Consider the following 21,291-nt stretch of genomic DNA (forward strand, 5'->3'; position numbering starts at 1 on the left):
TGCAGCGCATCCGAGTGCCGCAGGAGCGGGTGTGCGACGAGGTCGAGCGGTCCGGCGCGGGCGGGGCGGGCAGTATGTGGGCCACGGCCCCGCTCATGTGGCTCTTCCTCGCCGGGTTGGGCCTGGACCTGCCCGGCTGGGGCGTGGGTCTGGCCATCGCGGCGTACGGCGCGCTGCTGAGCGTGCCGGCCGTTCTTCAGAACTGCCGTAGCGCTTGGTAACGGCCTGAAGGGATCGCGTGGCCATCCGGCAATCGCGCCAAGGCGCAGCGGACGATGAGCGCGCCGTCGCCATGCAGTGCCCATGCTGCGCCCAGATGCCGGGCCAAATGCCAGGGCTTGTACGGGTAGCGGGGTACGGGTGGACACTCCAGCTGCAGGACACACCCCTTGACACGCGGCAGGCTGACGGGCGAGTTGGTGATCCGGGGGCCGTCAACCGCCTGTGAGTCACCGAGCACCGTGAAAGCGCCATGGACGGACGACCGTCTCGGTCGTGCTGCCACAGGCTCATGTCCAGTGCATCCAGGACGAGTTGGGTGTGTTTCGACAGCGACGCGGACCAGCCGACGATGCGGCGGGAGAAGGTGTCCACGATGAAGGCGATATGGACAACGCCCGCCCAGGCGGCGACGCCGTGAGTCCCTTACTTACAGTGACTTCGGGTCTCGGTTGTCTGGAAGGCAGAACTCCCTCCAGACAACCGACTTGAAGCTCTAGAAGAACCCAAGTTTCTTTGGGCTGTATGAAACTAGAACGTTCTTCGTCTGCTGGTGGTACAGGCGTCACGCGTCACTGACCTGCGTAAAACGTGGCCATTTATGGCTCGTTGGGCCTGGTCATCTGCCGACGCCGCACCCCTCAGCTCGTGGACTGCTCCAAGCGGACGTGTTGGCCCGCCCAGTGCTACGGCGAGGTGGGCAGGTGCGGGGAACGGAGCACGAGCAGGGTGATCTCGCTGGGGGCGAAGACGCGGAACGGCGGACCCCAGAAGCCGGTGCCGCGGCTGGTGTAGAGGAGGGTGCGGGGGCCGTGGTGGCTGAGGCCGGCGAGGGCGGGTTGGTCGATACGGACGAGGTGGTGGAAGGGCCAGATCTGGCCGCCGTGGGTGTGGCCGGAGAGTTGGAGGTCGATGCCGGCGGCTGCCGCGCGGTCGATGAACTTGGGCTGGTGTGCCAGGAGCAGGACGGGCAGGTCGGGGTCGGCGCCGTTCAAGGCTCCGGCGAGGTGGGCGCGGTGGCCTGCCAGGCCGGAGGACTCGGCGGTGACGTCATCCACGCCGGCGACCACGAGGGTGTCGCCTCCGCGTTCGAGCAGCAGATGGCGGTTGCGCAGCGGCTCCCAGCCCAGCTCGTCCATCAGGTCGACCCAGCCCTGGGCCTCGCTGTAGTACTCGTGGTTGCCGGTGACGTATACACGGGCCCGGGTGGCCCGCACGGTTCCGAGTGGGGCGGCCTGGGCGCGGCGGCGTTCGGCCGTGCCGTCCGCGATGTCGCCGGTGTGGCAGACCAGGTCGGCTTCCAGGGTGTTCACCGTCTCGCACACCCGTGCCGACCAGCGAGTGCGATCGAGGGGGCCGTAGTGGGTGTCGGTGATGAGGACGACGCGGATGCCGTCCAACCCGGCACCCAGTCGCGGGAGTTGCACGTCGAGTCGGCGCACGCGTGGCACGCGGCGGGCTTCGGCGTACCCCCAGGCGAGGAGTACGGCGGTTACGCCGAGGACGGCCCAAGTGACGAATCGGGCCCGGTCCTGACTCTCGCCGACGCCGGCCACGGTCAGGGCGAGCCGCAAGAAGACGCCGAGCAGAACGGACCAGGTGAACAGAACCCAGCTCGTGCCCAGCAGGGTGTCACCGACGATCGCCGCCCGGTCCTGCTGGCGCCGGCCGTGGCCGCGCACCATCGCGAGCGGCATACATATGAGGCCGAGGACGAACAGGGCGGTGCCGACCAGCGTGACGGGCACCGGCCAGTGCTGGCCGGTGTACAGGAGCACCCAGCAGGGCACGGCCCACAGCAGGACGGGGGCGATCAGGGGGATGTAGCGCATCAGGCGGTGCAGTCGGCTCTGCCGCGGAGCTTGCGCTTCGCTGTCGACGGATTGGGTGTTGCTGGTGTCGGTCACGCTTCCCCTCTCTGACCAGGCTGCCGTCTCGCGCACTGTATCCGGTCGCCCTCGGGCCGGCCGGACCGGCGTTCATGGGCGCGGCCCCTTGGGGCGAAGGGAGGCGGCGGCAGCCGGCGAGCCAGGACATGGTGCGCTCGATGGTCCAGCGGTGGCGGCCCAGCCACTGTGAGGTCTCGATCCCCATGCGGGCGATGCGGTGCTTGATGCCACGTCCTCGTAACGTCGATCGCGCAGCGTGACCAGTCCAACTCGCCGCGGGAGCCGAGCCCGTCGAGGACCAGGCGGTGGAGCTTGGCCCACACCCTGGCCTTCGTCCACTCGGCAAGACGGCGGTGAGCCGTCGTCCCCGACGGACCGAACGACACAGCGGACAACTGCTGCCATGTGCATCCCGAGGTGGTTACGAACACGATCGCGGCCAGCACCTCACGGTCGCCATGCCGGCGGCGGCCAGCGCCCTGAGGCGGCGAAGGCGCCTCCGGCACCACCCGCTGGAACAACTCCCACAACTCGTCCGGCACCAGCCGCTCGACGATCCCCACCACGACCCACAGCCTACCGAGGCAACCAAATGAGGTGACCTCTAAGGATCACCACGGATCGACTCTGCTCGGAGTACCCATTCATGCCGAGCGAGCAGCTCCTCATCGAGGGGCGCCAATGGCTCCGCCCCGTTGTGGAACTCCACTCGAAGAGCCTCACGCTCTCGCAGCACCGCGAGGTACTGGCCCTCTCAGGCTGGCTCGCACTCCTCGTAGGGTGCGTGGAGTACGACACGGGCGACCGTCATGCCGCTGAGTCCACGCGTCGGGCTGCTCTCTCCCTGGCTTCTGAAGCGGACCACGCAGAGATCGCCGGATGGGCTCACGAGATGCGCGCATGGTTCGCGCTCACCACTGGCGACTATCGCGGGGGCATCGCGGCGGCTCAGGCGGGGACTGACGTGGCCCCACACCAGGGCGTGGCTGTACAGCTCGCCGGGCAGGAAGCGAAGGCGTGGGCCCGACTTGGGGACCGCCGACGCGTCGAGGTGGCGCTCGATCCTGGGCGCAACCTGCTCGAAGGGGTGCCGCACCCGGAGAACCTCGATAATCACTTCGTGGTGGACTCGGCGAAGTTCGACTTCTACGCCATGGACTACTATCGCCTGGTCGGCGAGGACAAGCTAGCCCGGGCGCTCGCGGAAGAAGTCCTTCGGGCGGGCACGGACTTCGACGGCACGGAGCGCTCACCCATGCGCAACGCTGAGGCGCGGGTAACGCTGGGAGTGACTGCCGCGCGGGAGGGCGACTTGGAACAGGAGCTCGTCATGGGCGAGCGCGCCCTCGAAGGCGAGCGCCAGTCCGTCCCTTCGCTCATCATGACGAGCCGCGAGCTGGCAGCCGAGATGAGGAACCGCTACGCGGCCGAGCCAGAGCTCCCGCCCGCCGCGTGCTTCCGGGCCGACTCGGACCCAGCGTGCCCGACGGGTCGGCACAGTCCCTGCGACTCTCACGGCTACGCTCGCACGGGAGCGCCCCGCGGCGCGTGGCTGCGGGGCGCCTTGTGGGGTTCAGTCGATCTTCTCCCCGTCGTACATACCGCCCTTGCAGGTGTTGTCCGTCAGATCGGCCGTTCCGCCGCCCTGCTTGCACTGAGAAGGGGTGACGTAGGACGGGGCACCCTGTGCGGCGGCGGTGGCGGTGGCAGCGCCTGTGAGGCCGAGTCCGGCGAGGGCTGCCGTGGCGATGACGGCGGCGAGGATTCGTCGAATGCGCATTTGGTTCGCCTTTCACGGATTGCCTCGGTTGGGGCACTAGCCAGCTTGATCTTCACCCATGTGGGTGGCACGTCATGTTGGGCCATTCGGGTGACAGTGCTGTCGGGTGCGGGGTCGGTGACGCGACCCGTCGGACAGGCCCTGGAACGAACAGACCGCCCCGGCCGGATGGGTGGTCTCTTCGTTGTTCCGGAGGGGGCAGCGTCCGCAACCGGCCCCATGCTAAGAGCCGTGTTGACCTGCGGAAACGCTCCCTTACGAGCTGTCTCAATCGGCTGGGCCAGGAGGAGTCCGACACCGCGCTTGATCAGGGACCTGCTCCCGGACAGACTGCTCTCCAGGAGATCAGTAGGCATGGCCATCAGGGCGCAGGTCGGAAACCGGCGATGAGTGCCGACCTGCCCTTTTTTCGTTATCATCCAGACCCCCTCGCAAGTGGGTCCGTCCGGGCGGCCCCCGAGACGTGCGCCTGCTGCAAGCACAACACGGGCTGGATCTACACGGCCACCTTCTACACCGCCCAGGACGTCAGCGGACGATTCTGTCCATGGTGCATCGCAGACGGGAGCGCTGCTGCTGAACGCTTCGCGGGTGAATTCACCGACTCCTACGGACTCGACGGTGTCAGCGAGGACGTCTTGCATGAGGTCACCCGCCGCATCCCTGGCTTCCACGCCTGGCAGGATCCGCGCCGGCTCGTCCATTGCCAGGACGCGGCCGCCTTCGTAGGCGAAGTCGGGTACACCGAGCTGGCGGCGCATCCCGAAGCCCTCGACCAGCTGCGGGCCGACATGCGCATCGACGGTTGGCACGACGAAAACCAGCTTGAGCACTTCCTGGCCAACCTGGGCGAGGGGGCGACCGCCATGCTTCTCCGCTGCACCGTCTGCGGCGCCCATCTCGCCTACGCCGACGCATCCTAGAAGTCGTCTGCTTGGGCGAGTCGTCCAGAACAGATGAGGGTGCAGGCGATGCCGATGAAGGCCAGGAAGTGGCTGGCCTTGCGTTCGTAGCGGCGGTGGAGACGTCGGCATCCGGCGAGCCAGGCCATGGTGCGTTCGACGGTCCAGCGGTGCTTGCCCAGCCGTTCGCTGGAGACTGTGCCCTTGCGGGCGATCCGAGGCGTGATTCCGCGGCTGCGTAACCATCGTCGCAAGTGGTTGTAGTCGTAGCCGACGGCCCGAACGAGGCGGACGGCAGCTGCTGCCAGGTGCAGCCTGAAGTGGCCATGAACACGATCGCAGCCAGATGGCCTGTCAGGTGAACGAGGTCGAGGTGCGCCCATGCCCGCCCACCTTTGGTGACAACGGGCAATGAGCCGCCAGCCCTCGGCACTGAGCAACTGCGGCATGAGCCGACGCAGTGCAGTCGCACGCTGATGGACCCGCTTGAGCATGGCAAGGGGCCTCCAGGCAACCGACTTCGGACTCTGGAAGAACCCAGGTTTCTTGGGGCTGTAGGAACAAAGAATGTTCTTCGGTTGCTGGCTGTACAGCGGCTTCGCCCACGCTGACCAGCGAAAACGGCGGTCGGTGCGGCTCCTTGGGCGGGGCTGGTCCGGAACTGGTCCGGATCTTGGGACGCTGGGGAGGGGCGCTGCCATCGACGCCTGCCTCGGGGGCCGCCGTACCCGCGACATCGCCCGCGCCCACAGCGTCCCGGTCCGGTGTGGCGACATGCTGGAGACCGGCATAGGCCGCGCCGCCCTCACGGCCCTGCCGGGCTTCGCTCTCCCCGGCGACACCTTGGCCTCCCATCGGCGCTCGCCGTGAAGTGCCACCGCAGTGGCGGCCCAGCACCTCGCGGGGAAGCGAAGGCCGGCCGCCTCCCCGGCCGGCCGCGCCCGGCGGTGTGCAGGAGACAGCCGGGCGGGACGCTGGGCCGTCCGATCCACCTGGTCGGCCGGACGGGCCGGCTACCGCGCTTCGCACAATCGCAGTTACTCAGCGCGGCCGCCCCCGGGTGCCCAGGACGGGCGGGGGAGAGGATGCGACGCTGGAGTGAGGGCCCCGCGAGTGGAGGTCCGAGTGCGTCTCATCCGGTCCGCGGCCCTCTCCATCGGCCTGGCGACCATGTCCCGGTGCGGCTCAATGGATGCGACGCAGAATCGTGCGGTCAGTCTGTGAGCCCACCGGCCGGGGGCACCACTCACCGAGCGTCGCCAGGCGGCCCTACCGCGTGGATCCGGGCCGCCGGGACCAGGACCGCGCGACCAACCCGGAAGGCAGGTGCGTCCCATGCGCACGTCGACCCGTATCGCCGGTGCCCTCACCGGCCTGACCCTCACCCTCGGCGGTGCGGTCCTCGCCGCTCCCGCGGTCCGGGCGGACATCCCCGCCTGCACACAGATGGCCGAACTGGCCGGTGCCACCGCTTCCGACTCCGTCACAGCGGCCTGCAGCCGTGGCGTGGTCGGAGACCTGCAGGGTTGTGTGACCGGGCTGACCGGGGCCGGAGTGGCGGCCGGCGCCGCCACCGGTGCCTGCCGGGCGGCGGCCCACGAACCGCGTTAGAGGACCGCGCGGCAGCCGCCCGCCGGCACCGGTCGGAGGCAGGTACGGCCCGTCTCCTCCTCAGCCCCCGGCCTGCCCGGACACAACGCGGCCCCGGTGGGCAGTCTCGACGCCAGGGACATCGACGTCGCCCCGCTCCTACCGACGCGCACGCGGCGTACCGATGCGGCCGGTCGAGGTCGGTGACGTCATGCCTCCCCGGGGCCGGGCACTCACCGCCCCGGGCGCGGCGTCCAGCCTCGCCTCGCGGGCCTCATGCGGAGCGCCCATGCTGAGTAGGAGGGCGCCGTCGTCTTGAGACTTGTCCTTCCCGAAGGCCGAACGAAGGCGCCTGAGAGGAGGAGGAAGTCATGCGCATGCGAAGAATCCTGGGCCTCGCCCTGGCCGCGGCAACCCTTGCCGGCGTGAGCGCCGTCGGCGCTGTCAGCGCCGGGGCCGCCTCGTCTCCGAACATCTCCAGAGACGACTGCACGGCCGTCGGCGGACAGATCATTTCACGCCCCTACGCCGGCGACGCCTGCGCGTTGCCTGACGGGACCACGCAGGCGATCACTTGACCGGTCGGCGCACGGCTGGGCAACCAGGCCGGCCGGTGCACCCGGCGCGGTGGGTATGGAGTGACGGCACCCGGTCCACCGTCGGGTGGATCGCCCGCGCCCGTCTCGACACCGCGGCATTCGCGATGGTGGACGCCGACCGTCTCGAAGCCAAGGCCGCCACCGCTTCGAGACGGCCCGCGCCGTCCTGAACGGCCTCGGCCATGTCGTCATACAGTGACCGACGAGGTTGTTCGCATTTCCTAGCTGTATTGATCACGAGCGTTGTTGACACTCGGCAGGTCTTGAACAGGCAGTGGCGACGTCGGTATGTGCTACGCCGTCCCCGTGGGCGCCGCCACACCCGCGGCGGACGTCCGCAACCGGCCGCACCTGTCCGTAGGCGACCGTGTGCCTTCGGTTGGCCACGTCCCAGTCGTACGGCGGCATGGGTCCGGGGTCACCCCGGACCCCTTCGGTGGCGCCTGCCCCCTCCCCCCGACCGGAGCCAGGCGCCGCTCGTCGTACTTGTCCGGCCTCGCCGTCAGTACCAGTGGGGAGGCCGGTTGGGGTCGAACTGCTGGACTTTCTTGGCGAGATTGGAACCGTCGATGGCGACGCCGTACCGGCTGCGGACGTACCGCATCGCGGCGGCGATGCATGCCACAGGGTCGTAGATGTTCACCGAGGTGCCGGGAGCGTGGCGCTGGGCGAATGTCTGCGGGATGCACTGCACGATGCCCCGGGAGCACTGGAAATGTGTGAGCGCGCCGTTCAGCCTCACGATCCGCCCATCGTGCAGATAGCCGTCCCCGAAGTCCTTGACCTTGCTGAAGCCGGGAGGCGTTTTGGCGTTGGAGTCCCACAGATTGCAGGCGTTGGGGTTGCCGGACGACTCACGCGCGACGGCTGTCTTGAAGCCCTTCACCCAGTAGCTGCTCGCCTGCACTCCGGCCGCCGTACTCGCCTGCGCGATCCAGTCCTCCAGCGTGCCCTCGGGTGTGTACCGATGGAACGTCACCTGCTTCGGGTCGATCTCTCCCATGGCATCGACGCCGGTACCACCCGTCGTCTCGCCCACCGGGAAACCGGTACGCACTTGGAACAGCCCGGCGCGCTGCCCGAGTTCTGTCAGCGACTGCATGCCGGGCGTCCCGACGGCGTCACTGCCGGAGAAATGCAGCACCGTACGACGAAACTCGTTGTAGAGGGCCTGGGTGGCGGTCTCGAAGATCCCGCGTTCATCGGCCACGTCCGTGTGCATGACCCTCTCCAGCCCGTCCTGCACCAGAGCCACATCGGCCTTCGGGCTGGCGTCCCCGCCCGGCTGCGCCTGCTCCTCCTGGGCACTGTGCGTCGAGGCCCAGACCACCTGGTTCAGGCTGACCCAGGGCTGCCCTGCGGCCGGCGACGAACCCGCCCTGACGTTGAACAGCTCTGACTGCCTGCCCAGTTCGACCAGCTCCTGCGTGCTGGGAACGCCGTGGCCGTCCGCCTCGTAGTGGCCCAGCTTCTCCGTGCGGAATCGCTCGAAGAGCTCCTGTGTCTCCGCCTCGAACACGGAGTGCGGGTCGTCCGGGGCGGCGCCCATGACCTTCTCCAACGCGTCCTGTACGAGAGCGACATCGTCCGCCGTGGTGCCGCCGCCGTTTCCCGCGGCCTGCTCCTCGGCCGTGGGGTGAGTGGCCGCCCAGGTGAGCTGGCTCGAGGACACCCACGGCAGCGCCTCTTCGACCTCTGCCACGGGTAGTGCGTCGGACTCACGGGACGAGGCAGCGGCCATATAGGTATATCCGGGTTTGTTCTTCAAACCCGGATCGGCCGTGACGATTCCCTCCGCGAATTTCGGCAGCCCGTATCCGTAGAGATGACTGTCCCGGCGGGCACGCTTTTTCAGGTACACCCCGTCGCCCTCGGACGAACCGTTGGCGTTGGTGTTTCCTTCGATGGTATACGCATAATCCGCGTCGTACTTGTAGACGAGTCCGACGTGTTGGCCTCCCGAGGGGCCGAAAAACACCATCGCCCCGATCGCGGGATAGTACGAGAACCTGCTGCGGCTCTTGTACCAGTTGACAGCCGTCAGGCAAGAGGCGGTCACAGGTGCCAGACTCTTCACGCCGGCCTGCTGGAAGGCCCAGGACTGAAAGGTCTGACACCATGACTGATCCTGTGACCACTCCAGTCCGGGAACGGCGGGGGAAAACTTCTGATGGTTGTTGTAGTGGCCGTTCGAGAAACCTTCGTGGTATCCCACTTCGGCCTTCTCCATGGCGATGAGGGTGTCCGTCTGACTCATCGTGTTCCATCTCCTTTCCCGCAGTCTGCGGGCCCAGAGAACGAAGGAACACGAAGGCGCACGAAGGAACGCAAGGAACGCTACGGGAATTCGGCCACCGGTCACTGGGCTCGCGCGGCCGTTATGTCGATGCTATCGCCGGTGGTGCGGTGCCGCATCTCACCCCTTATGGATCGCCAGGGCTACGCCTGGGGTCTGTCGGTAAAGTGCTGGTCACAGCCACTCGTTGAACACTGCGACCAGCACGGTCGCCTGGTAGCGGACGGCAAGCTTGTCGTACCTCGCAGCCACGGCCCGGCGGCGCTAGAGGCGGTTGATCCCGCACTCGACGGCATGCCGCTCGCGGTAGTCGGTCTTGTCGAACTTCGGCGGCCGACCGCCTCGAGAGCCGAGCTGTTGACGAGCTGGTCGATCAGTGGGATCTGCACGACGGACGGCGCCGGATCGGACGCCCTTGTCATAAACCGCCAGGTGGGAAGCGTGCAGCACGACCCGAACGCGCTTTCCGATCAGCCGGACCGGTACCGAGTGGAAGTGGCCCGGCACGAGCGGCTGATCGCGAAGGGCGGTTGCCGCCTGGATCTGGACCACTACTTGGAGGCCCTGATCCGCAAGCCGGGAGCTTTTCCTGGCGCCACCGCGCTTGAACAGGCCCGCTCCGCAGGCAAGTTCACCCCGGTCCATGACGCCTGGTGGGCCGCCGCGGTCAAGGCTCACGGTGACACAGCTGGGACGCGGGCGCTGATCGAGGTGCTGCTGTTGGGCCGCCACGTCTCGCACGAGCACCTGGTCGCTGGTCTCGCGATGGCTCTGCGGGCTGGGGCTTTGACCGCGGACGCGGTCGCCCTCGAGGCCCGCAAGGTCGCCCAGGCCGAGGACGAGCCAGCTGGCCACCTGTCGCCGGGCGGACCTGCCGGTGAGGTGAAGGTGACGTTTCTGCACGAGTGGCGACTCGCTCATCTTCCGCCGGACACCAGGCCGTTGCCCTCGGTGACGCACTACGACCAGTTGCTCCGACGCCGTCGCACCAGCGGCGGTGAACACCGCGAGGGAGAAGCACAGTGACCCTGCCCCTCCAGCGAGGATTGACCGAGCAGGCCGCCAACACGGCCATCGACACTGCCTGCCGCCTGCTGCGGCTTCCGTCGATCAGGAACGAGTTCGCCGACATCGCCGACCGGGCGATGAAGGACCAGATGACCTACCGCGGCTTTCTCGCCGAGCTGCTGATGGCCGAGTGCGATGACCGGTCTCGGCGCCGGTCGGAACGTCGGATCAAGGCAGCCAGTTTCCCCCGCGAGAAGTCTGGGAACCGAGGCTGCAATGGCCGACTACCGGGTCAAGTACGTCCTGGCGACGAAACTGGTCAACGAGCTTGCCGAGGCCGCCGACGAGAAGCAGCTCACCAAGACGATCGCCCGCTACGGCCGCGTCGACCTGCTCTGCATTGATGAGCTCGGCTACATGGAACTCGACCGCCGTGGCGCCGAACTCCTCTTCCAGGTTCTGACCGAACGGGAGGAGAAGAACAGCGTGGCCATCGCCTCGAACGAATCCTTCGGTGGCTGGACCAAGACGTTCACCGACCCGCGTCTCTGCGCGGCCATCGTCGACCGCCTCACCTTCAACGGCACCATCATCGAGACCGGCACCGACTCCTGCCGCCTCGCCAGCACCCGAGCACGCGCCGAAGCTGCAGCCAGCTAGTGCCGTGACCGCATAGGTTCGCCGGGTTGCCGGTTGGGACGGGTGGCCCGGTGTGCTCTCGCCGCGGTAGGGGCACGATCATCAGCCTGGAGGCGGCTGAGGCCGATCCGCTGCTATGACCGCGGTGTGCTGTCCGAGCGCCACTTGGTGAGACGAGGGTGCCCCGGCAGTTCGGCGCGGCCGGTGGCCCACAACAGGGTGAGCCAGGGATCCGCGCCGCCCGGAGCCTCTGGAAACAGACGGGCGAGCACCCGCGAGCAGAGAGCGGAGGGCGGGGTCCAGGCAAGCCCGAAGCCTTCCGCCAGATCGTGCATGTGTACCAGCGTCTCTTGCAGCGCCAGCGCCGCGAAGCCTTCGGGGTCCGACACCCCGGCGGCGTGGTGGGCGCGGACCCGGGGCGGCGTGGTACGCACCATGGCGACCAGCAGCGCGCCGCACGCCTCCAGCACCTGCAGCAGGCCGGCCGGACCCGCGTCACGGTCCGCGTAGAGGAAGACCGTGGGTCCGTCCGGCCTCTTCTGGCTCAACGCGATGGGCACATGGGTGTCCAGCGGTGGGCTCTGCGGCCCCAGCTGCACGGCGTAGTAGAACAGGTCGTTGGCGAGGTGCTCGGCGGTCTCCCAGCAGTCCCACTCCAGCGAACCGGCCTTACCGCCCCACCCCTGCGGGGGTGCGTCCCGAAGGATGCCCACGGCGAGCCGCACGGCAAGGTCGACGTCGTCCGCGGTGACGGGAGACAAGACTGATCCGGTTTCGCTTGATCGAGACATGGCAGCACCGTATCGCGAGGGAAGAGGGCAACCCCTTCCAGCTGGTGCGCTGTCCGTGAGGGTGCGGCCGACAATCACGGACAACGCACTAGCCGCCGAAGGACAGCCGGCCACTTCTCCAGTCTCATGGGGAGTTGGCCGGCGGCCCATCGGAGCGAAGCACGGCTGCAACTCGTCGGGGATGACAGGCCCTTAGTCACGAACGGGCTGACCGACTTCGGATGGCCAACTGGGACGAACGCGTTCGACGAAGTCTGCGAAGTCGGTCCGTAGATACCGAGAGTCGGACGGCTTCAGCCGGATTTGTTGGCGGCTGTCTGCCCACCAGATCTCGAAATCGGCAACCATGCCCTCCGCTGGCCAGTCTTCGCCCTCGTTCGGCAGCAACAGGACGTCGACAAAGCCTCCGACGCTCAGCCCGATGTCCACGAAGATCCCGATCGCACCGGGCCGGGGAACTTTCACCACGGTGCCCTCGAAGACCTGCCCGAAGCACAGGTCCCTCCGGATCCGAGCCCACTCGGCATCTGTCGCCACGAACAGATCATCGCACCTTCGTCCGGGGCGCGAGTGGCTGGGACTCAACGTGAACTGCCGCAGCGTCCCCTCACGATGATCGCTTCAGCGACACGGCACTGCCGCTAGTTCTCGTGAACATCCACGACTCGATTGCTGACCAACCGCTGCTGTAACTCATCGACAAACGCTGCTGCTGAACGTGAACGAAGCCAGGAGGCCGGTAAGAACCGCGTCACCAGCGCAGACGGCGCTGCGTCTACTCTGCCGACCGCGAAGGGCGGGGCAGCAAGGAAGTGCGGAGATCTCGCGATTAAGCATTGAAGACCGCGCCTGTTGGTCGTGTACAGGCAACCATCAGGAACATGAAGAGGACTCTTGCTGTCGCCTCGCTCGCCCTGGTCGCCGCCCTCGCGTTAGCCTCACCTGCCGAGGCAGCCCCCACTCCCCCCGGGGACACCCCGGCGCTGGCGTGCGGGCTGGGCACGGTCGATCTCACCAACCCCCCTCTCGGCTACCCCGTCGCCACGATCAACGACCTGGCGAAGAGGCTGGGGCTGGCCGAAGTCCCCACCGCCGTCGGCCTGGGCTGTGACAAGTCCATACCGACCGACCCCTACTCCGGCACCCACCCCTACCCCGGGTCCGGCCCGGTCGTGCTCCGCACCAGCGAAACCGCTCCGACACAGGTGTACTGCACCAACTCGGTCAGCGCCCTCGGCAACCTGCTCGACAGCGGCGGCGTCGTCGTGCCGGGCGGGAAGACGCTCGCGGTGATCGGATCGGGCTGCGTTGTGGAAGCGAACCCGATCATCATCTAGCAAGCGCCCGCGCCCGCTGAAGCAGCAGCCCGGTACTCACGAAGGCGCCGTCACGGGACATGTCCCGTGACGGCACGCTCGGCTACGGCCTGGACACTTGAACCAGTGACCTTGAATCGATGGCGTGTGCCCTGGTCTCCTCGGTCGGGACGATCGGCGACGCGGGCAGCCCGGCGTGCGCACGCGCCGGGCTGCCGTTGGGGTACTGGGTGCCCTGACCCGCCGCGCCGTGACGAGTGTGTCGGTCAGCGGGTGACGACGTTGTGGGCCGGGATGATCTGCGGCTCGCCGTCGGCGTGGCCCAGATCGGAGAGGATCGGCTGCAGGATCTTCGAGAAGTTCTCGAGCGCCTCCTCGGACTCCCACACGTCGACGACCCGCCACCCGCCGTCGACCGGCCCGGCCGCGTGGGAGATCAGTCCGGGTGCGGGGATGTCGGCGAGCGAGGTGAACTCGCCGCCGTCGGTGAGGTGGTTGATGCAGGCGTCGTAGAGCTCCTGCCCGACGCCCGGAATGTCGAATGTGACGATGATGGCCATGTCGTCCCCCCACTGCTCGCTCACTGTGTGCGGCGATCGCTCCGGTCGGCGCGACCCCCCTCATGCCTACCCGACCGCTGTCCGCGCGTCGACGCCCTGAGGGGGCCGGGTGGAGGAAGCTGAGGCGCGCCAGGGTCTTCCGCGCCCCTGGTGAGCCGACTGCCACCCGGCGCGCGCTGTACGGCGCCCGTTCGAGGGTTTGCCCCCGACCGGCCGGCCTGCGTCCGGGGGCCAGAGGTCAGCACGCCGGGCCGACAGTCACTTGGCGGTCACGGTCGGCGGTCTCGGTTGCCTGTCGGTCGGATCCGGGTCAACGACAGCGACGTTCCGGTCACCGTGCTCAATCTCGACGGCGTCGACGCGATCGCGGCGGGCGGGGAGCACAGCCTGGCGCTGCTGGGCGACGGCACCGTCGTGGCGTGGGGAGCGAACTCGTCCGGTCAGCTCGGGAACAACACGTTCGTGAACAGACTCGCGCCGGTCCCGGTCACGGTCCCGGTCCCAGGCCCCAACTGTCACGCGCGCGCGGCCTGTAGAGGCCGGGCGCTTTGCGCTTCGCGTGCTCACTGCTTCACCAACTTCCATGCCGCCGACCTGGGTTGGCCTCGGCGACGGCTGGACTGCCGTCGTGCGGGTCCCATTGATCGCCGCTGTGGCGTCGGGTCGGGCTCAACTCCCTGGCCGTACGGCGGGAGTGGTCGCCTCCTGTGCGCGTTCGGCGGCGCTGGGAGCCGTGAGGGCGAGTCGGCGGTGGATGCGGCGGAGCATGGTGCGGGCCATGAACGGGTGGACGTGTTTGACCACGGCCCAGTACAGCCGGCCACGCCAGTTGTGGATCCTCACGACCGTACTGAGCGTGACCTGAAGGTCGTCGACTTGGATCGATGCGCGGAAGTCGAGGTGTCCGGCGTCCTCGCCCAGGAGCACTTCGCCGGCCTCGCTGCCCACCACCGGGAAGGAGGCTCCGCGCAGGACACTTCGCCAGGACTCGGGGTCCCGCGGCATCGCGGGACGCATCCTCATCCGCCACGCGTCGCTGTAGTCGGTCCCCTCGAAGGCTGCCCGGACCAGGCGAGCGCCGGTCGGGAGGTCGCCGGCGATTGCCCTGTCCCAGTCAGCACCTCCGAGAAATCCCGGCAGGCGGGCATCACCGGAGTGCCCCTTCTACATCCTGGACGACGCTAGGCCCTGTCCGGCGCACAGCCCGCCCGACGCCTATGTGCGGGCACTGCGCACCACCTGCGACGAGGCCGTCTCAGCGACCCGCTGACCCCGCGACCACCGCGAGAAGCGCCGCCCTCGCATTCGATATTGGCCTTCGCCAGCAGGATGTACGGCACCGGGAGCGGAGCACCTCCTGCTGGAGGCGACGCTGTTCGCTCAGGGTCCGAACGACCGCCGAATCGCCGGGGGCATGCCGTCCAGCCTCCTCGACGAGGCGCGGCAGCAGCCATGGCCGGTGACGGCGGGCCGGGTCGGCGGCGACCCGGTGGTGCGCGGGCAGGTACAGCAGGTTCTCGCGCAGGTACTGCTGGTACCACTCCCACCGGCGGCAGCTGCGCGAGACTGTGACTGCTCCGGCGTGGGCGAAGGCTCCCAAGTGGGAGCAAGCCAGGGCCTGGCGAGGGGCCACAAAGGCCCGGGCCGAGACCGCGACTGCACAGGCCGCCGTCGGTGAGCCGGCCGGACCGCCGGCCCCGTTGTGCTGCCCGCGCCGGGCCGAGCCCGCAGTGTGGCGGCAGCCGGTAGGCGAGGACATCGACCAGGCGCCGCTGGTCCTCGGGGAACCGACCCGGAGTCCGGGCTCGGTGCACCGCGCCAGCAGCGCAACGACAAGGTCTCCGACCCGCCCATCGTGCTCACCGCGACCCCCACTGTGAGGTTCGGAGCCATGTCGGGACTGGAGCTGATGACGGTCCTACGGCCGCCGACCCAGGCCGTGCGGCTGGACGTGCGGGTTCCTGGTGAAGGAGAAGTGGTCCTACCTCGTACGCCCGGCACGCCCACCCCCACCTCCACGGGTGGCAGCCCGGGTCACCCGTCTGGCTGCCATCCCGTCGCCGGGTCTGGTGGCACGCACGCACCGGCCACGGGCCAAGAGCGACCGGCCGCTCCTCTGCTGCCACAGCAGGCCGGACGCGGCCCCATCTGCTTCTGTTCGGATTGACACCGGACGACAAGGGCCTCGTACTGAACATGAGGGACTCTTGATCAAGAGTTTCCCGGTTGGGGGGTTCCAGCATCCGCAGTCTCTGCGTCCTAACGGAGGCACCATGACGGTGCAACAACAGCAAGCCACGATCCCGACGGTTCTGGTGTACGAGGACGACCCCGGATTTCCTCCGCAGGTCAACATGCCCGTACCGCATCCCGTTCCGCATCTCGACACACAGCCCTTCCCGACGGCCATCGCGGAAGCCGTGCCGCAGCCGGACGGCGCCGGGCCGGGCACCGAAGCGTTCCGCTACTGGGTGGCGGCCGATGCGCTCAGCAGGGCCAGCCAGACCTGGGGTCCGCTGGTTCCGACCGGAACGCAGTGGCATCCGACGGTCGGACGCGCCCTCACCGCGCACCTCAACGCAGGAAACGACCTCAACGCCTTCTACGACCGTAAGGGCCTGTGGTTCTTCCGTCGCACAGTGCAGGGTGTCACCGTCGCCTCGTGCGAGAGCTCCGAGGTCGTCGAGCACGAGACGGGGCACGCGATCCTCGACGCCCTGCGCCCTCAGCTGTTCGACGCGGCGAGCGCGGAGGCGGCTGCCCTGCACGAGGCGTTCGGTGACATCAGTGCGCTGCTGACCTCACTCGGGCTGGAGTCGCTGCGGATCGCGGTGCTGGCCGAGACCCAGGGCGACCTCGAACTGTCCTCGCGGGTGTCGAGGATGGCCGAGCAACTGGGCTGGGCGATCCGTCAGGGTCACCCGAACGTGGTCGACCCCGACTGCCTGCGCAACCTGTCGAACAGCTTCTTCTACCGCGACCCGGTCGAGTTGCCGCCGAGCGCACCGGCGAACCTGCTCTCCAGCGAGCCGCACTCGTTCTCCCGCCTGTTCAGCGGCGCGTTCCTGAAGGTCGTCGCCGGGATCTTCCGGCAGCAGGACCTGCAGGACCAGGCAGGTCTGGCCCTGGCGGCCCAGACCGCGGGACAGCTGCTGGTGGATGCCGTCGTGGCGGCGCCCGTGGTGTCCGCCTACTACGCACAGGTCGCCGGTCACATGATCGCCGCGGACCAGCGCCGCAACGGCGGCAAGTACGGTCCCTCCCTGCGCTCGGCGTTCATCCGTCACGGCATCCTCTCCCTGGAGGCCGCCACCTCCATCACCGAGCCGGAGGTGGCGCGCAAAGCCGCCGCCATCGCCGAGGCGACGCCGGGCGGCGGAGCCGACGAGGGGCTCACGGCCGTCACGATCCACGGGTCGACGTACGGCCTCACCCAGCCCCTCACCCTCTGCGCCCCCGCGCAGGAACGACGGTTCGGCATCGCGGGCTCCGACCCCGCCGGCGGCTCGGTGCGGCCCGCCGACCCGGAGCGGGTCGCCACCTCGTACCTCGAGGACCTCTTCCGCCGTGGCCGCATCCAGGTACCCGAGGAGCACCGCTCCGGTGCGGCGATCGCCGACGACAGCCCCTCCCGGCTCAAGACGCACGAGATCACACGGAGCACGACCGGCGAGGGTCTCGCCCTCATCCGACGGTGCTTCGACTGACCCGTCAGTAAAATCAGCGCAGCCAGCGCAGCCAGCGCAATCAGCGGAAAAAGCGCAGACGGCGGACGGTGAGCCGTCCGTCGTCCTCGCGCTTGATGACGTGCGTCGTCCGCGGCGTGGGCTCCTCGCCCTCGAACACCGCCTCGCCCCGCGCCAGCAGGTCGCTGATGAATTTCTCGGTTGCCCGGCGCTCGGCGTCATCGCTCTGCCCGCCTTCACCGGCGCTCCCCTGACCCTCATCACCCTGTGTACTCATACAACGCGCTCCATGTCGTCGCTGTTCGGATACGTGCCGGAAGCGGACCGCACGGCCGCCGGATACGGCGTCGGTAGGACTGCCTACGAGGCCTCGTGAGGTACCTCCGCACGCGATTCGGCTGCCGAGACCGGCCTGTCGTCCCTGACCGGGAAGACCGCCGTGTCATCCACCGGTCCCCGCAGGTCCACCGTGAAACCGGCACGTTCGAGCATCTCGGCGCCCTGTGCGGTCACCATGGCGAGTGCGAGCCGCTCCGAGACGGCCTCCACAACAACGGCCTCCGTCCCGTTCACAGCCGCGGTCAACTCGCCCACGCCCACACCGTCCGCCACCTCGATCCGCGCCCTGAGCACAGGACGGCCTTCCATTGCCGCGAGTGCGAACACCGGGTGGGCCACCGTACGCATCCCCACCTGCCGCGCGAATGCGCGCTCCTGGGCGTCCTCGCCCACGAAGACGCACTCGCCGGCCGCCGCTCCCGCCGTGCTCGCGACCGCCTGGTCGAAGATCAAGCGACTGTCCTTGGCTCCCCAGTGCACAAGCGCCTGATCCGTGAACCGGCCGGGGAACGCCTCGGCCAGCGCAGCCGCCACCCGTGCGGCGGCACCGTCGCCCGGCCCGGGGTTGGAGATGATGCCCTTGCGCACCTCACGCAGGGCGTCGAGTACTGCCATGACGCGCGGCCGGGGCCGAAGGACCAGGGAGCCGTCGGGTTCCACATGGGCATCCGCCAGGGTCGCCCCGATGTCGAAGAAGATCACAGCCATGCCAAGCGCCTCCCCACGGAGAACGCTTTCGAGTCGGGGCCGCCCGGGTGAAAGAGCCACACGACGCGAACCGCCCCATGGCGCGCTTCCGCCCTCCGCGTGCAGTCGTCTCCCCGAACCGCGTGGGTCTCCCCGTCCGGATGCGAGCCGCGGCGCCGGTGTGTCCATCCCGGTGAGGAGCCGACCTCGGATCGTTGAGCCCGCTCTTGCCGTGCTGAGCCGCAAGGGACACAGCAGCACACACGGCCGCCGGGTACGTCCGGGTGCGTAGACGATGTCGGTCGGCACATACACCACACGCACGGACGATGACGTACGAACAGCGGCCGCTGCACACGTCCGACGGCCAAGCGCACGCCGCACCCGCCGACCTCGACCCCGACTCGATGCCAGAACGCAGCGCCGCCATCGGCATGGTCCTGAAGTCCGAGACCATTGAGCGCTATGCCCACTCAGGGGTCGACCAGCTCGATCACTGACGCCCGCGGACGCCCGACCGTCGCCCCGGCCGCCGTCCATGCCATTCCAATGCCATCGAGCGCCGCACGCCGCCGCCGGGTACTGGGCAGGCGCCCCACCCGGACCGAGCGCTGTGTTCGGATCTGCGTCCTCGGGGTTGTCAAGTCCCGATTTTCCGTGACGTGACCTGGCTGCGCCGGTGGGGCGCAATGGGTTCATGGACAAAGGCAGAGCGCGGGCAGGCCGCCCATCGCCTCCTGCCCGTCCCCGACCCCTCCCCGCATAAGGACCCGCCGAATGACTCTCAAGTCGAATCCACGTTTCGCCTTCCTCATGGCCACGACCGACTCGGCGCCCGGTCGACCTCCCTAGGCCCTGACGCTGCCCCGGGCGCCTCTGAAGGGGCTGCTCGGCAAGCGATCGATGTCTATCTACGAACTCCTCCACGGTGGCGCAAGCGCCGCTCTCATCCTTGCCTGCACCATGGCAGGCTCCTACGTGCTGCTTGTCCTGATCGTGCTGATCAGCCCCGGCAGCAGGAGGGGGAAGGCAGCCAGGGATCTCCTGGGCCTGCACCCCTTGTCCAAGAGGTACCAGGACAGTCAGGACGGCCAGGAGAACGACCCCGGCGCAGCGTGATACCTCCCCCAGGACTGGTGCCCACAGCCCCCGCCCGAGCCCCCGCATCCCGTGACCCAACAGCGCGCGAGTCTGTCGGGCGGGTAGACGCACGGCTGACCTCATTAGGATCGCGGTGTGTTCGAGTACCACGGCTGGATCACGGTCAGGGAAAACGCGGTTGATGACGACGATGAAGTCCGACTGAGGCAGGTCGTGGACGAGCTTCGGCTTCACATCGCCCGGATGGCCAGTCCCTACCTCCTTGACCTCCGGTGGATGAACGGCGAGCCGTTCATCCACCTGGGAGGCCATTCCAATCACCGCTCATCACCTGACGTTGTCGGTCTGTTCGAGCATGTGGCGAAGGTTGCTCCTGGCTCCTACGGGCTCCTCCATATTCGCGATGACGAGGATCCGGGCCATGAGAACGAGGTACGCGTGCTCAGGCTCGCTCGGGGCACGGTCACGCAGCCCGGGTCCAAGGAGGTGCCCATGGGTGCCGATGCTGAGATCGGCGCGGCCTGCGGCCACTCGGCTCGGCCGTCTCCCGCATCGAGTTCGGGAAGCTGCGCGTCGACTACCCGACGCTGATGCGGTGCGCCGCGTACCTGCAGATCGCGCCCGACCGGCTCGGTGCGTCCGCCGTGCCGTACCGGGCATGACCAATGTCGCCACGGTGGCCGGGGGTTGTCGGTCGGACGAGGAGGATGCGGTGCCTCGTAGGGGGCGGTGGCAGCGGGGGCGACCGCCGTAGTGGTGCCGGACCGGCCTCCGCCGCTGCCGCGCCCGTGGATGTGGAAGTGTCGCTGTTCCGGCTGCCGCAGGCCGCGCCGGTGCCTCTGGCCCGGCTGGTCGCGCGGGTCGCTGCCGCGCGCCGGGACTACTGCGCCACCGAGTACGCCCGGCTCGGGCAAGTGCTGCCTGCGTTGATCGCTGTGGCGGAGGCGACGAAGGACGTCTCGAAGGGCCGGGCCCGCGACGAGGCACACCTGGCGCCGGCCCGCGTACGTGCTGGCAGCCGAACCGGCCTTGAAGCAGCACAGCGGCGCGGCATGGGTGGCTGCCGACCGTGCTCTGTCGGCCGCACGGTCCAGTGGGATTCCGGTGGCCGTCGGCGAGGCCTCGCGTCAGCTGGCGATCGCCATGCGCCGCTTGGGCCGCTCCGCGGCCGCGGTGAGTCTGCTGACCAGGGAGGCCGCTGACCGGTGGCGTACTCGGCGGCGACAGGCCGGGACCAGTCGCCGGCCTTGTCCTTGGTGGAGGAGGCCGGGCAGGAAGCGGACCGCAGGCCGGCCGTTCCGGGTCTGTTCACGGTGGAGGCCACACGGCACAGGTGGACGCGTACCGCATCAGCGCACTGAACGCTTTGGGGACCCGGGACGAGGGAGTCGACATCGCGGCCGGGCCGGACATCGACCACATGCCGATGGCGGAACGGCGTGTGCGGTCATGGACCGACATCGCCCGCATGGAACGCGCTCGGCGACGCGGGGCAGACGTTCGCCGGCCTGCAGCGGGTAGAGCAGGAGGCGCCACAGGAGTTTCGCCGGCCCTCGCTGCGCGCGCTGACGGCCGGGCTGTTGTACGGCCCGATCCGGGTGGAGGGCGCGCGCGAGTTCGCGGCGCGCACGGGTGCCCTGGCTGGCTGAATTGCCGGACATGACGAAGCCGCCCGCCTGAACTCCCCCGTGGCGGGCGGCCCGTGCCGTGAGTGTGCAGAGGTCAAGGTCGGCGACGGCAACGTAAGTGTCCTAGGCCGCTGGACGACACCGGCATGACGCCGGCGGCGGGATTCGAACCCGCGTTGCTCTCTTGACAGGAGAAGTAGCCGCTGCCTGCGCACCTGCACAGCAGGGACGATAGCGCGGGCTGGATCACCCCCGCACGAG

The 21,291-nt window shown here is 68.7% G+C and carries 20 protein-coding genes, 1 tRNA gene and 5 pseudogenes; 14 read left to right on the forward strand and 12 right to left on the reverse strand.

All coding sequences use genetic code 11. From position 1 onward, the window contains the following. The first annotated feature begins 14 nt into the window (after window positions 1–14). Together CRP49_RS34870 and CRP49_RS49265 are read left to right on the forward strand one after the other, a co-directional pair. Window positions 15–221: a hypothetical protein gene (locus tag CRP49_RS34870; protein WP_257033592.1), complete on the forward strand. Its 207-nt coding sequence runs from the start codon at window positions 15–17 to the stop codon at window positions 219–221. Between the two features lie 290 nt (window positions 222–511). Next, on the forward strand, window positions 512–640 hold the full coding sequence (locus CRP49_RS49265; RefSeq protein WP_373560381.1) for a hypothetical protein: 129 nt from the start codon (window positions 512–514) through the stop codon (window positions 638–640). Between the two features lie 265 nt (window positions 641–905). Here CRP49_RS49265 and CRP49_RS34875 read toward each other — a convergent pair whose 3' ends face one another. From CRP49_RS34875 to CRP49_RS34890, 3 genes and pseudogenes are all read right to left on the reverse strand, one after another. Next, entirely contained in the window at window positions 906–2,126 is a 1,221-nt protein-coding gene (locus CRP49_RS34875; protein WP_097256931.1) for a metallophosphoesterase, read from the reverse strand. Window positions 2,127–2,226: 100 nt separating this feature from the next. After that, window positions 2,227–2,683: pseudogene (locus CRP49_RS34880) on the reverse strand (transposase); the annotation flags it as partial. Between the two features lie 998 nt (window positions 2,684–3,681). Further along, window positions 3,682–3,888, reverse strand: a complete 207-nt coding sequence (locus tag CRP49_RS34890; RefSeq protein WP_097257707.1) for a hypothetical protein — start codon at window positions 3,886–3,888, stop codon at window positions 3,682–3,684. Between the two features lie 386 nt (window positions 3,889–4,274). Here CRP49_RS34890 and CRP49_RS34895 point away from each other — a divergent pair, with 386 nt between their 5' ends. Next, window positions 4,275–4,811, forward strand: coding sequence for a CbrC family protein (locus CRP49_RS34895; RefSeq protein ID WP_097256932.1), 537 nt, complete (start codon window positions 4,275–4,277; stop codon window positions 4,809–4,811). Here CRP49_RS34895 and CRP49_RS34900 read toward each other — a convergent pair. Continuing rightward, window positions 4,808–5,062, reverse strand: a pseudogene (locus tag CRP49_RS34900) (transposase); the annotation flags it as partial. The gene CRP49_RS34895 and the pseudogene CRP49_RS34900 sit on opposite strands and share 4 nt — an antisense overlap. 439 nt (window positions 5,063–5,501) lie before the next feature. Between CRP49_RS34900 and CRP49_RS48240 the strand changes: the two are divergent. The 3 genes and pseudogenes from CRP49_RS48240 to CRP49_RS34915 form a co-directional block, all read left to right on the forward strand. After that, window positions 5,502–5,648: pseudogene (locus CRP49_RS48240) on the forward strand (o-succinylbenzoate synthase); the annotation flags it as partial. A gap of 477 nt (window positions 5,649–6,125) precedes the next feature. Continuing rightward, window positions 6,126–6,401 (forward strand): hypothetical protein, encoded by a 276-nt coding sequence (locus tag CRP49_RS34910; RefSeq protein ID WP_097256933.1) that lies wholly within the window; start codon window positions 6,126–6,128, stop codon window positions 6,399–6,401. Window positions 6,402–6,751: 350 nt separating this feature from the next. After that, complete coding sequence (locus tag CRP49_RS34915) at window positions 6,752–6,958, forward strand: hypothetical protein (protein WP_097256934.1); 207 nt, start codon at window positions 6,752–6,754, stop codon at window positions 6,956–6,958. Between the two features lie 523 nt (window positions 6,959–7,481). Here CRP49_RS34915 and CRP49_RS48245 read toward each other — a convergent pair. After that, entirely contained in the window at window positions 7,482–9,236 is a 1,755-nt protein-coding gene (locus CRP49_RS48245; RefSeq protein WP_097256935.1) for a CHAP domain-containing protein, read from the reverse strand. Window positions 9,237–9,404: 168 nt separating this feature from the next. Here CRP49_RS48245 and CRP49_RS48250 point away from each other — a divergent pair, with 168 nt between their 5' ends. Together CRP49_RS48250 and CRP49_RS34935 are read left to right on the forward strand one after the other, a co-directional pair. Beyond that, window positions 9,405–10,301 carry a hypothetical protein gene (locus CRP49_RS48250; protein ID WP_257033593.1) on the forward strand — a complete coding sequence of 299 codons (897 nt, stop codon included), beginning with the start codon at window positions 9,405–9,407 and terminating at the stop codon, window positions 10,299–10,301. After that, window positions 10,298–10,943, forward strand: a pseudogene (locus tag CRP49_RS34935) (ATP-binding protein). Before CRP49_RS48250 ends, CRP49_RS34935 begins: the two are co-directional and overlap by 4 nt. A 113-nt stretch (window positions 10,944–11,056) precedes the next feature. Here the strand turns inward: CRP49_RS34935 and CRP49_RS34940 are convergent. Both CRP49_RS34940 and CRP49_RS34945 read right to left on the reverse strand, forming a co-directional pair. Beyond that, window positions 11,057–11,713: a hypothetical protein gene (locus CRP49_RS34940; protein WP_097256936.1), complete on the reverse strand. Its 657-nt coding sequence runs from the start codon at window positions 11,711–11,713 to the stop codon at window positions 11,057–11,059. Window positions 11,714–11,905: 192 nt separating this feature from the next. Beyond that, window positions 11,906–12,250: a hypothetical protein gene (locus CRP49_RS34945; protein ID WP_097256937.1), complete on the reverse strand. Its 345-nt coding sequence runs from the start codon at window positions 12,248–12,250 to the stop codon at window positions 11,906–11,908. 344 nt (window positions 12,251–12,594) lie between these two features. Between CRP49_RS34945 and CRP49_RS34950 the strand changes: the two genes are divergently transcribed. Continuing rightward, window positions 12,595–13,050, forward strand: a complete 456-nt coding sequence (locus CRP49_RS34950; protein WP_097256938.1) for a hypothetical protein — start codon at window positions 12,595–12,597, stop codon at window positions 13,048–13,050. 245 nt (window positions 13,051–13,295) lie between these two features. On the opposite strand, the gene CRP49_RS34955 is transcribed toward CRP49_RS34950, so the two are convergent. Further along, complete coding sequence (locus tag CRP49_RS34955; RefSeq protein WP_097257708.1) at window positions 13,296–13,589, reverse strand: hypothetical protein; 294 nt, start codon at window positions 13,587–13,589, stop codon at window positions 13,296–13,298. 336 nt (window positions 13,590–13,925) lie between these two features. Between CRP49_RS34955 and CRP49_RS48255 the strand changes: the two are divergent. Continuing rightward, a pseudogene (locus tag CRP49_RS48255) lies at window positions 13,926–14,075 on the forward strand (hypothetical protein); the annotation flags it as partial. Between the two features lie 183 nt (window positions 14,076–14,258). On the opposite strand, the gene CRP49_RS34965 reads toward CRP49_RS48255, so the two are convergent. Beyond that, complete coding sequence (locus CRP49_RS34965; protein WP_257033594.1) at window positions 14,259–14,594, reverse strand: DUF2867 domain-containing protein; 336 nt, start codon at window positions 14,592–14,594, stop codon at window positions 14,259–14,261. A 1,268-nt stretch (window positions 14,595–15,862) separates the two neighbouring features. Here CRP49_RS34965 and CRP49_RS34970 point away from each other — a divergent pair. Continuing rightward, a complete protein-coding gene (locus tag CRP49_RS34970) occupies window positions 15,863–17,296 on the forward strand; it encodes a hypothetical protein (protein ID WP_097256940.1) in 1,434 nt (477 codons plus the stop codon). Window positions 17,297–17,336: 40 nt separating this feature from the next. Here CRP49_RS34970 and CRP49_RS34975 read toward each other — a convergent pair whose 3' ends face one another. Continuing rightward, window positions 17,337–17,552: a hypothetical protein gene (locus CRP49_RS34975; protein WP_097256941.1), complete on the reverse strand. Its 216-nt coding sequence runs from the start codon at window positions 17,550–17,552 to the stop codon at window positions 17,337–17,339. 83 nt (window positions 17,553–17,635) lie between these two features. Continuing rightward, the gene (locus CRP49_RS34980) at window positions 17,636–18,322 is read right to left on the reverse strand and encodes an HAD family hydrolase (RefSeq protein WP_257033595.1); all 687 of its coding nucleotides are present in this window, start codon (window positions 18,320–18,322) and stop codon (window positions 17,636–17,638) included. 308 nt (window positions 18,323–18,630) lie between these two features. Between CRP49_RS34980 and CRP49_RS47055 the strand changes: the two genes are divergently transcribed. From CRP49_RS47055 to CRP49_RS34990, 3 genes are all read left to right on the forward strand, one after another. After that, window positions 18,631–18,801 (forward strand): hypothetical protein, encoded by a 171-nt coding sequence (locus CRP49_RS47055; protein WP_179851847.1) that lies wholly within the window; start codon window positions 18,631–18,633, stop codon window positions 18,799–18,801. A gap of 463 nt (window positions 18,802–19,264) precedes the next feature. Next, window positions 19,265–19,420: a hypothetical protein gene (locus CRP49_RS47060; RefSeq protein ID WP_179851848.1), complete on the forward strand. Its 156-nt coding sequence runs from the start codon at window positions 19,265–19,267 to the stop codon at window positions 19,418–19,420. Between the two features lie 117 nt (window positions 19,421–19,537). Next, complete coding sequence (locus CRP49_RS34990; RefSeq protein ID WP_097256943.1) at window positions 19,538–19,993, forward strand: Imm7 family immunity protein; 456 nt, start codon at window positions 19,538–19,540, stop codon at window positions 19,991–19,993. 1,187 nt (window positions 19,994–21,180) lie between these two features. Here CRP49_RS34990 and CRP49_RS47065 read toward each other — a convergent pair. Further along, window positions 21,181–21,249: transfer RNA gene (locus CRP49_RS47065), tRNA-Ser, on the reverse strand. Window positions 21,250–21,291 lie beyond the last annotated feature (42 nt).

It is taken from the genome of Streptomyces sp. Ag109_G2-15 (genome assembly GCF_900215565.1).
Classification (GTDB): Bacteria; Actinomycetota; Actinomycetes; order Streptomycetales; family Streptomycetaceae; genus Streptomyces; species Streptomyces diastatochromogenes.

What these genes read in the sequence shown, in the direction of transcription:
- CRP49_RS49265 (WP_373560381.1), top strand. Translation starts at nt 512, where the DNA reads ATGTCCAGTGCATCCAGGACGAGTTGGGTGTGTTTCGACAGCGACGCG.
- CRP49_RS34890 (WP_097257707.1), bottom strand. Translation starts at nt 3,888, where the DNA reads ATGCGCATTCGACGAATCCTCGCCGCCGTCATCGCCACGGCAGCCCTC.
- CRP49_RS34895 (WP_097256932.1), top strand. Translation starts at nt 4,275, where the DNA reads ATGAGTGCCGACCTGCCCTTTTTTCGTTATCATCCAGACCCCCTCGCA.
- CRP49_RS34910 (WP_097256933.1), top strand. Translation starts at nt 6,126, where the DNA reads ATGCGCACGTCGACCCGTATCGCCGGTGCCCTCACCGGCCTGACCCTC.
- CRP49_RS34915 (WP_097256934.1), top strand. Translation starts at nt 6,752, where the DNA reads ATGCGCATGCGAAGAATCCTGGGCCTCGCCCTGGCCGCGGCAACCCTT.
- CRP49_RS48245 (WP_097256935.1), bottom strand. Translation starts at nt 9,236, where the DNA reads ATGAGTCAGACGGACACCCTCATCGCCATGGAGAAGGCCGAAGTGGGA.
- CRP49_RS48250 (WP_257033593.1), top strand. Translation starts at nt 9,405, where the DNA reads ATGGATCGCCAGGGCTACGCCTGGGGTCTGTCGGTAAAGTGCTGGTCA.
- CRP49_RS34940 (WP_097256936.1), bottom strand. Translation starts at nt 11,713, where the DNA reads ATGTCTCGATCAAGCGAAACCGGATCAGTCTTGTCTCCCGTCACCGCG.
- CRP49_RS34950 (WP_097256938.1), top strand. Translation starts at nt 12,595, where the DNA reads ATGAAGAGGACTCTTGCTGTCGCCTCGCTCGCCCTGGTCGCCGCCCTC.
- CRP49_RS34955 (WP_097257708.1), bottom strand. Translation starts at nt 13,589, where the DNA reads ATGGCCATCATCGTCACATTCGACATTCCGGGCGTCGGGCAGGAGCTC.
- CRP49_RS34965 (WP_257033594.1), bottom strand. Translation starts at nt 14,594, where the DNA reads ATGCCGCGGGACCCCGAGTCCTGGCGAAGTGTCCTGCGCGGAGCCTCC.
- CRP49_RS34970 (WP_097256940.1), top strand. Translation starts at nt 15,863, where the DNA reads ATGACGGTGCAACAACAGCAAGCCACGATCCCGACGGTTCTGGTGTAC.
- CRP49_RS34975 (WP_097256941.1), bottom strand. Translation starts at nt 17,552, where the DNA reads ATGAGTACACAGGGTGATGAGGGTCAGGGGAGCGCCGGTGAAGGCGGG.
- CRP49_RS34980 (WP_257033595.1), bottom strand. Translation starts at nt 18,322, where the DNA reads ATGGCTGTGATCTTCTTCGACATCGGGGCGACCCTGGCGGATGCCCAT.
- CRP49_RS47055 (WP_179851847.1), top strand. Translation starts at nt 18,631, where the DNA reads ATGACGTACGAACAGCGGCCGCTGCACACGTCCGACGGCCAAGCGCAC.
- CRP49_RS47060 (WP_179851848.1), top strand. Translation starts at nt 19,265, where the DNA reads ATGGCAGGCTCCTACGTGCTGCTTGTCCTGATCGTGCTGATCAGCCCC.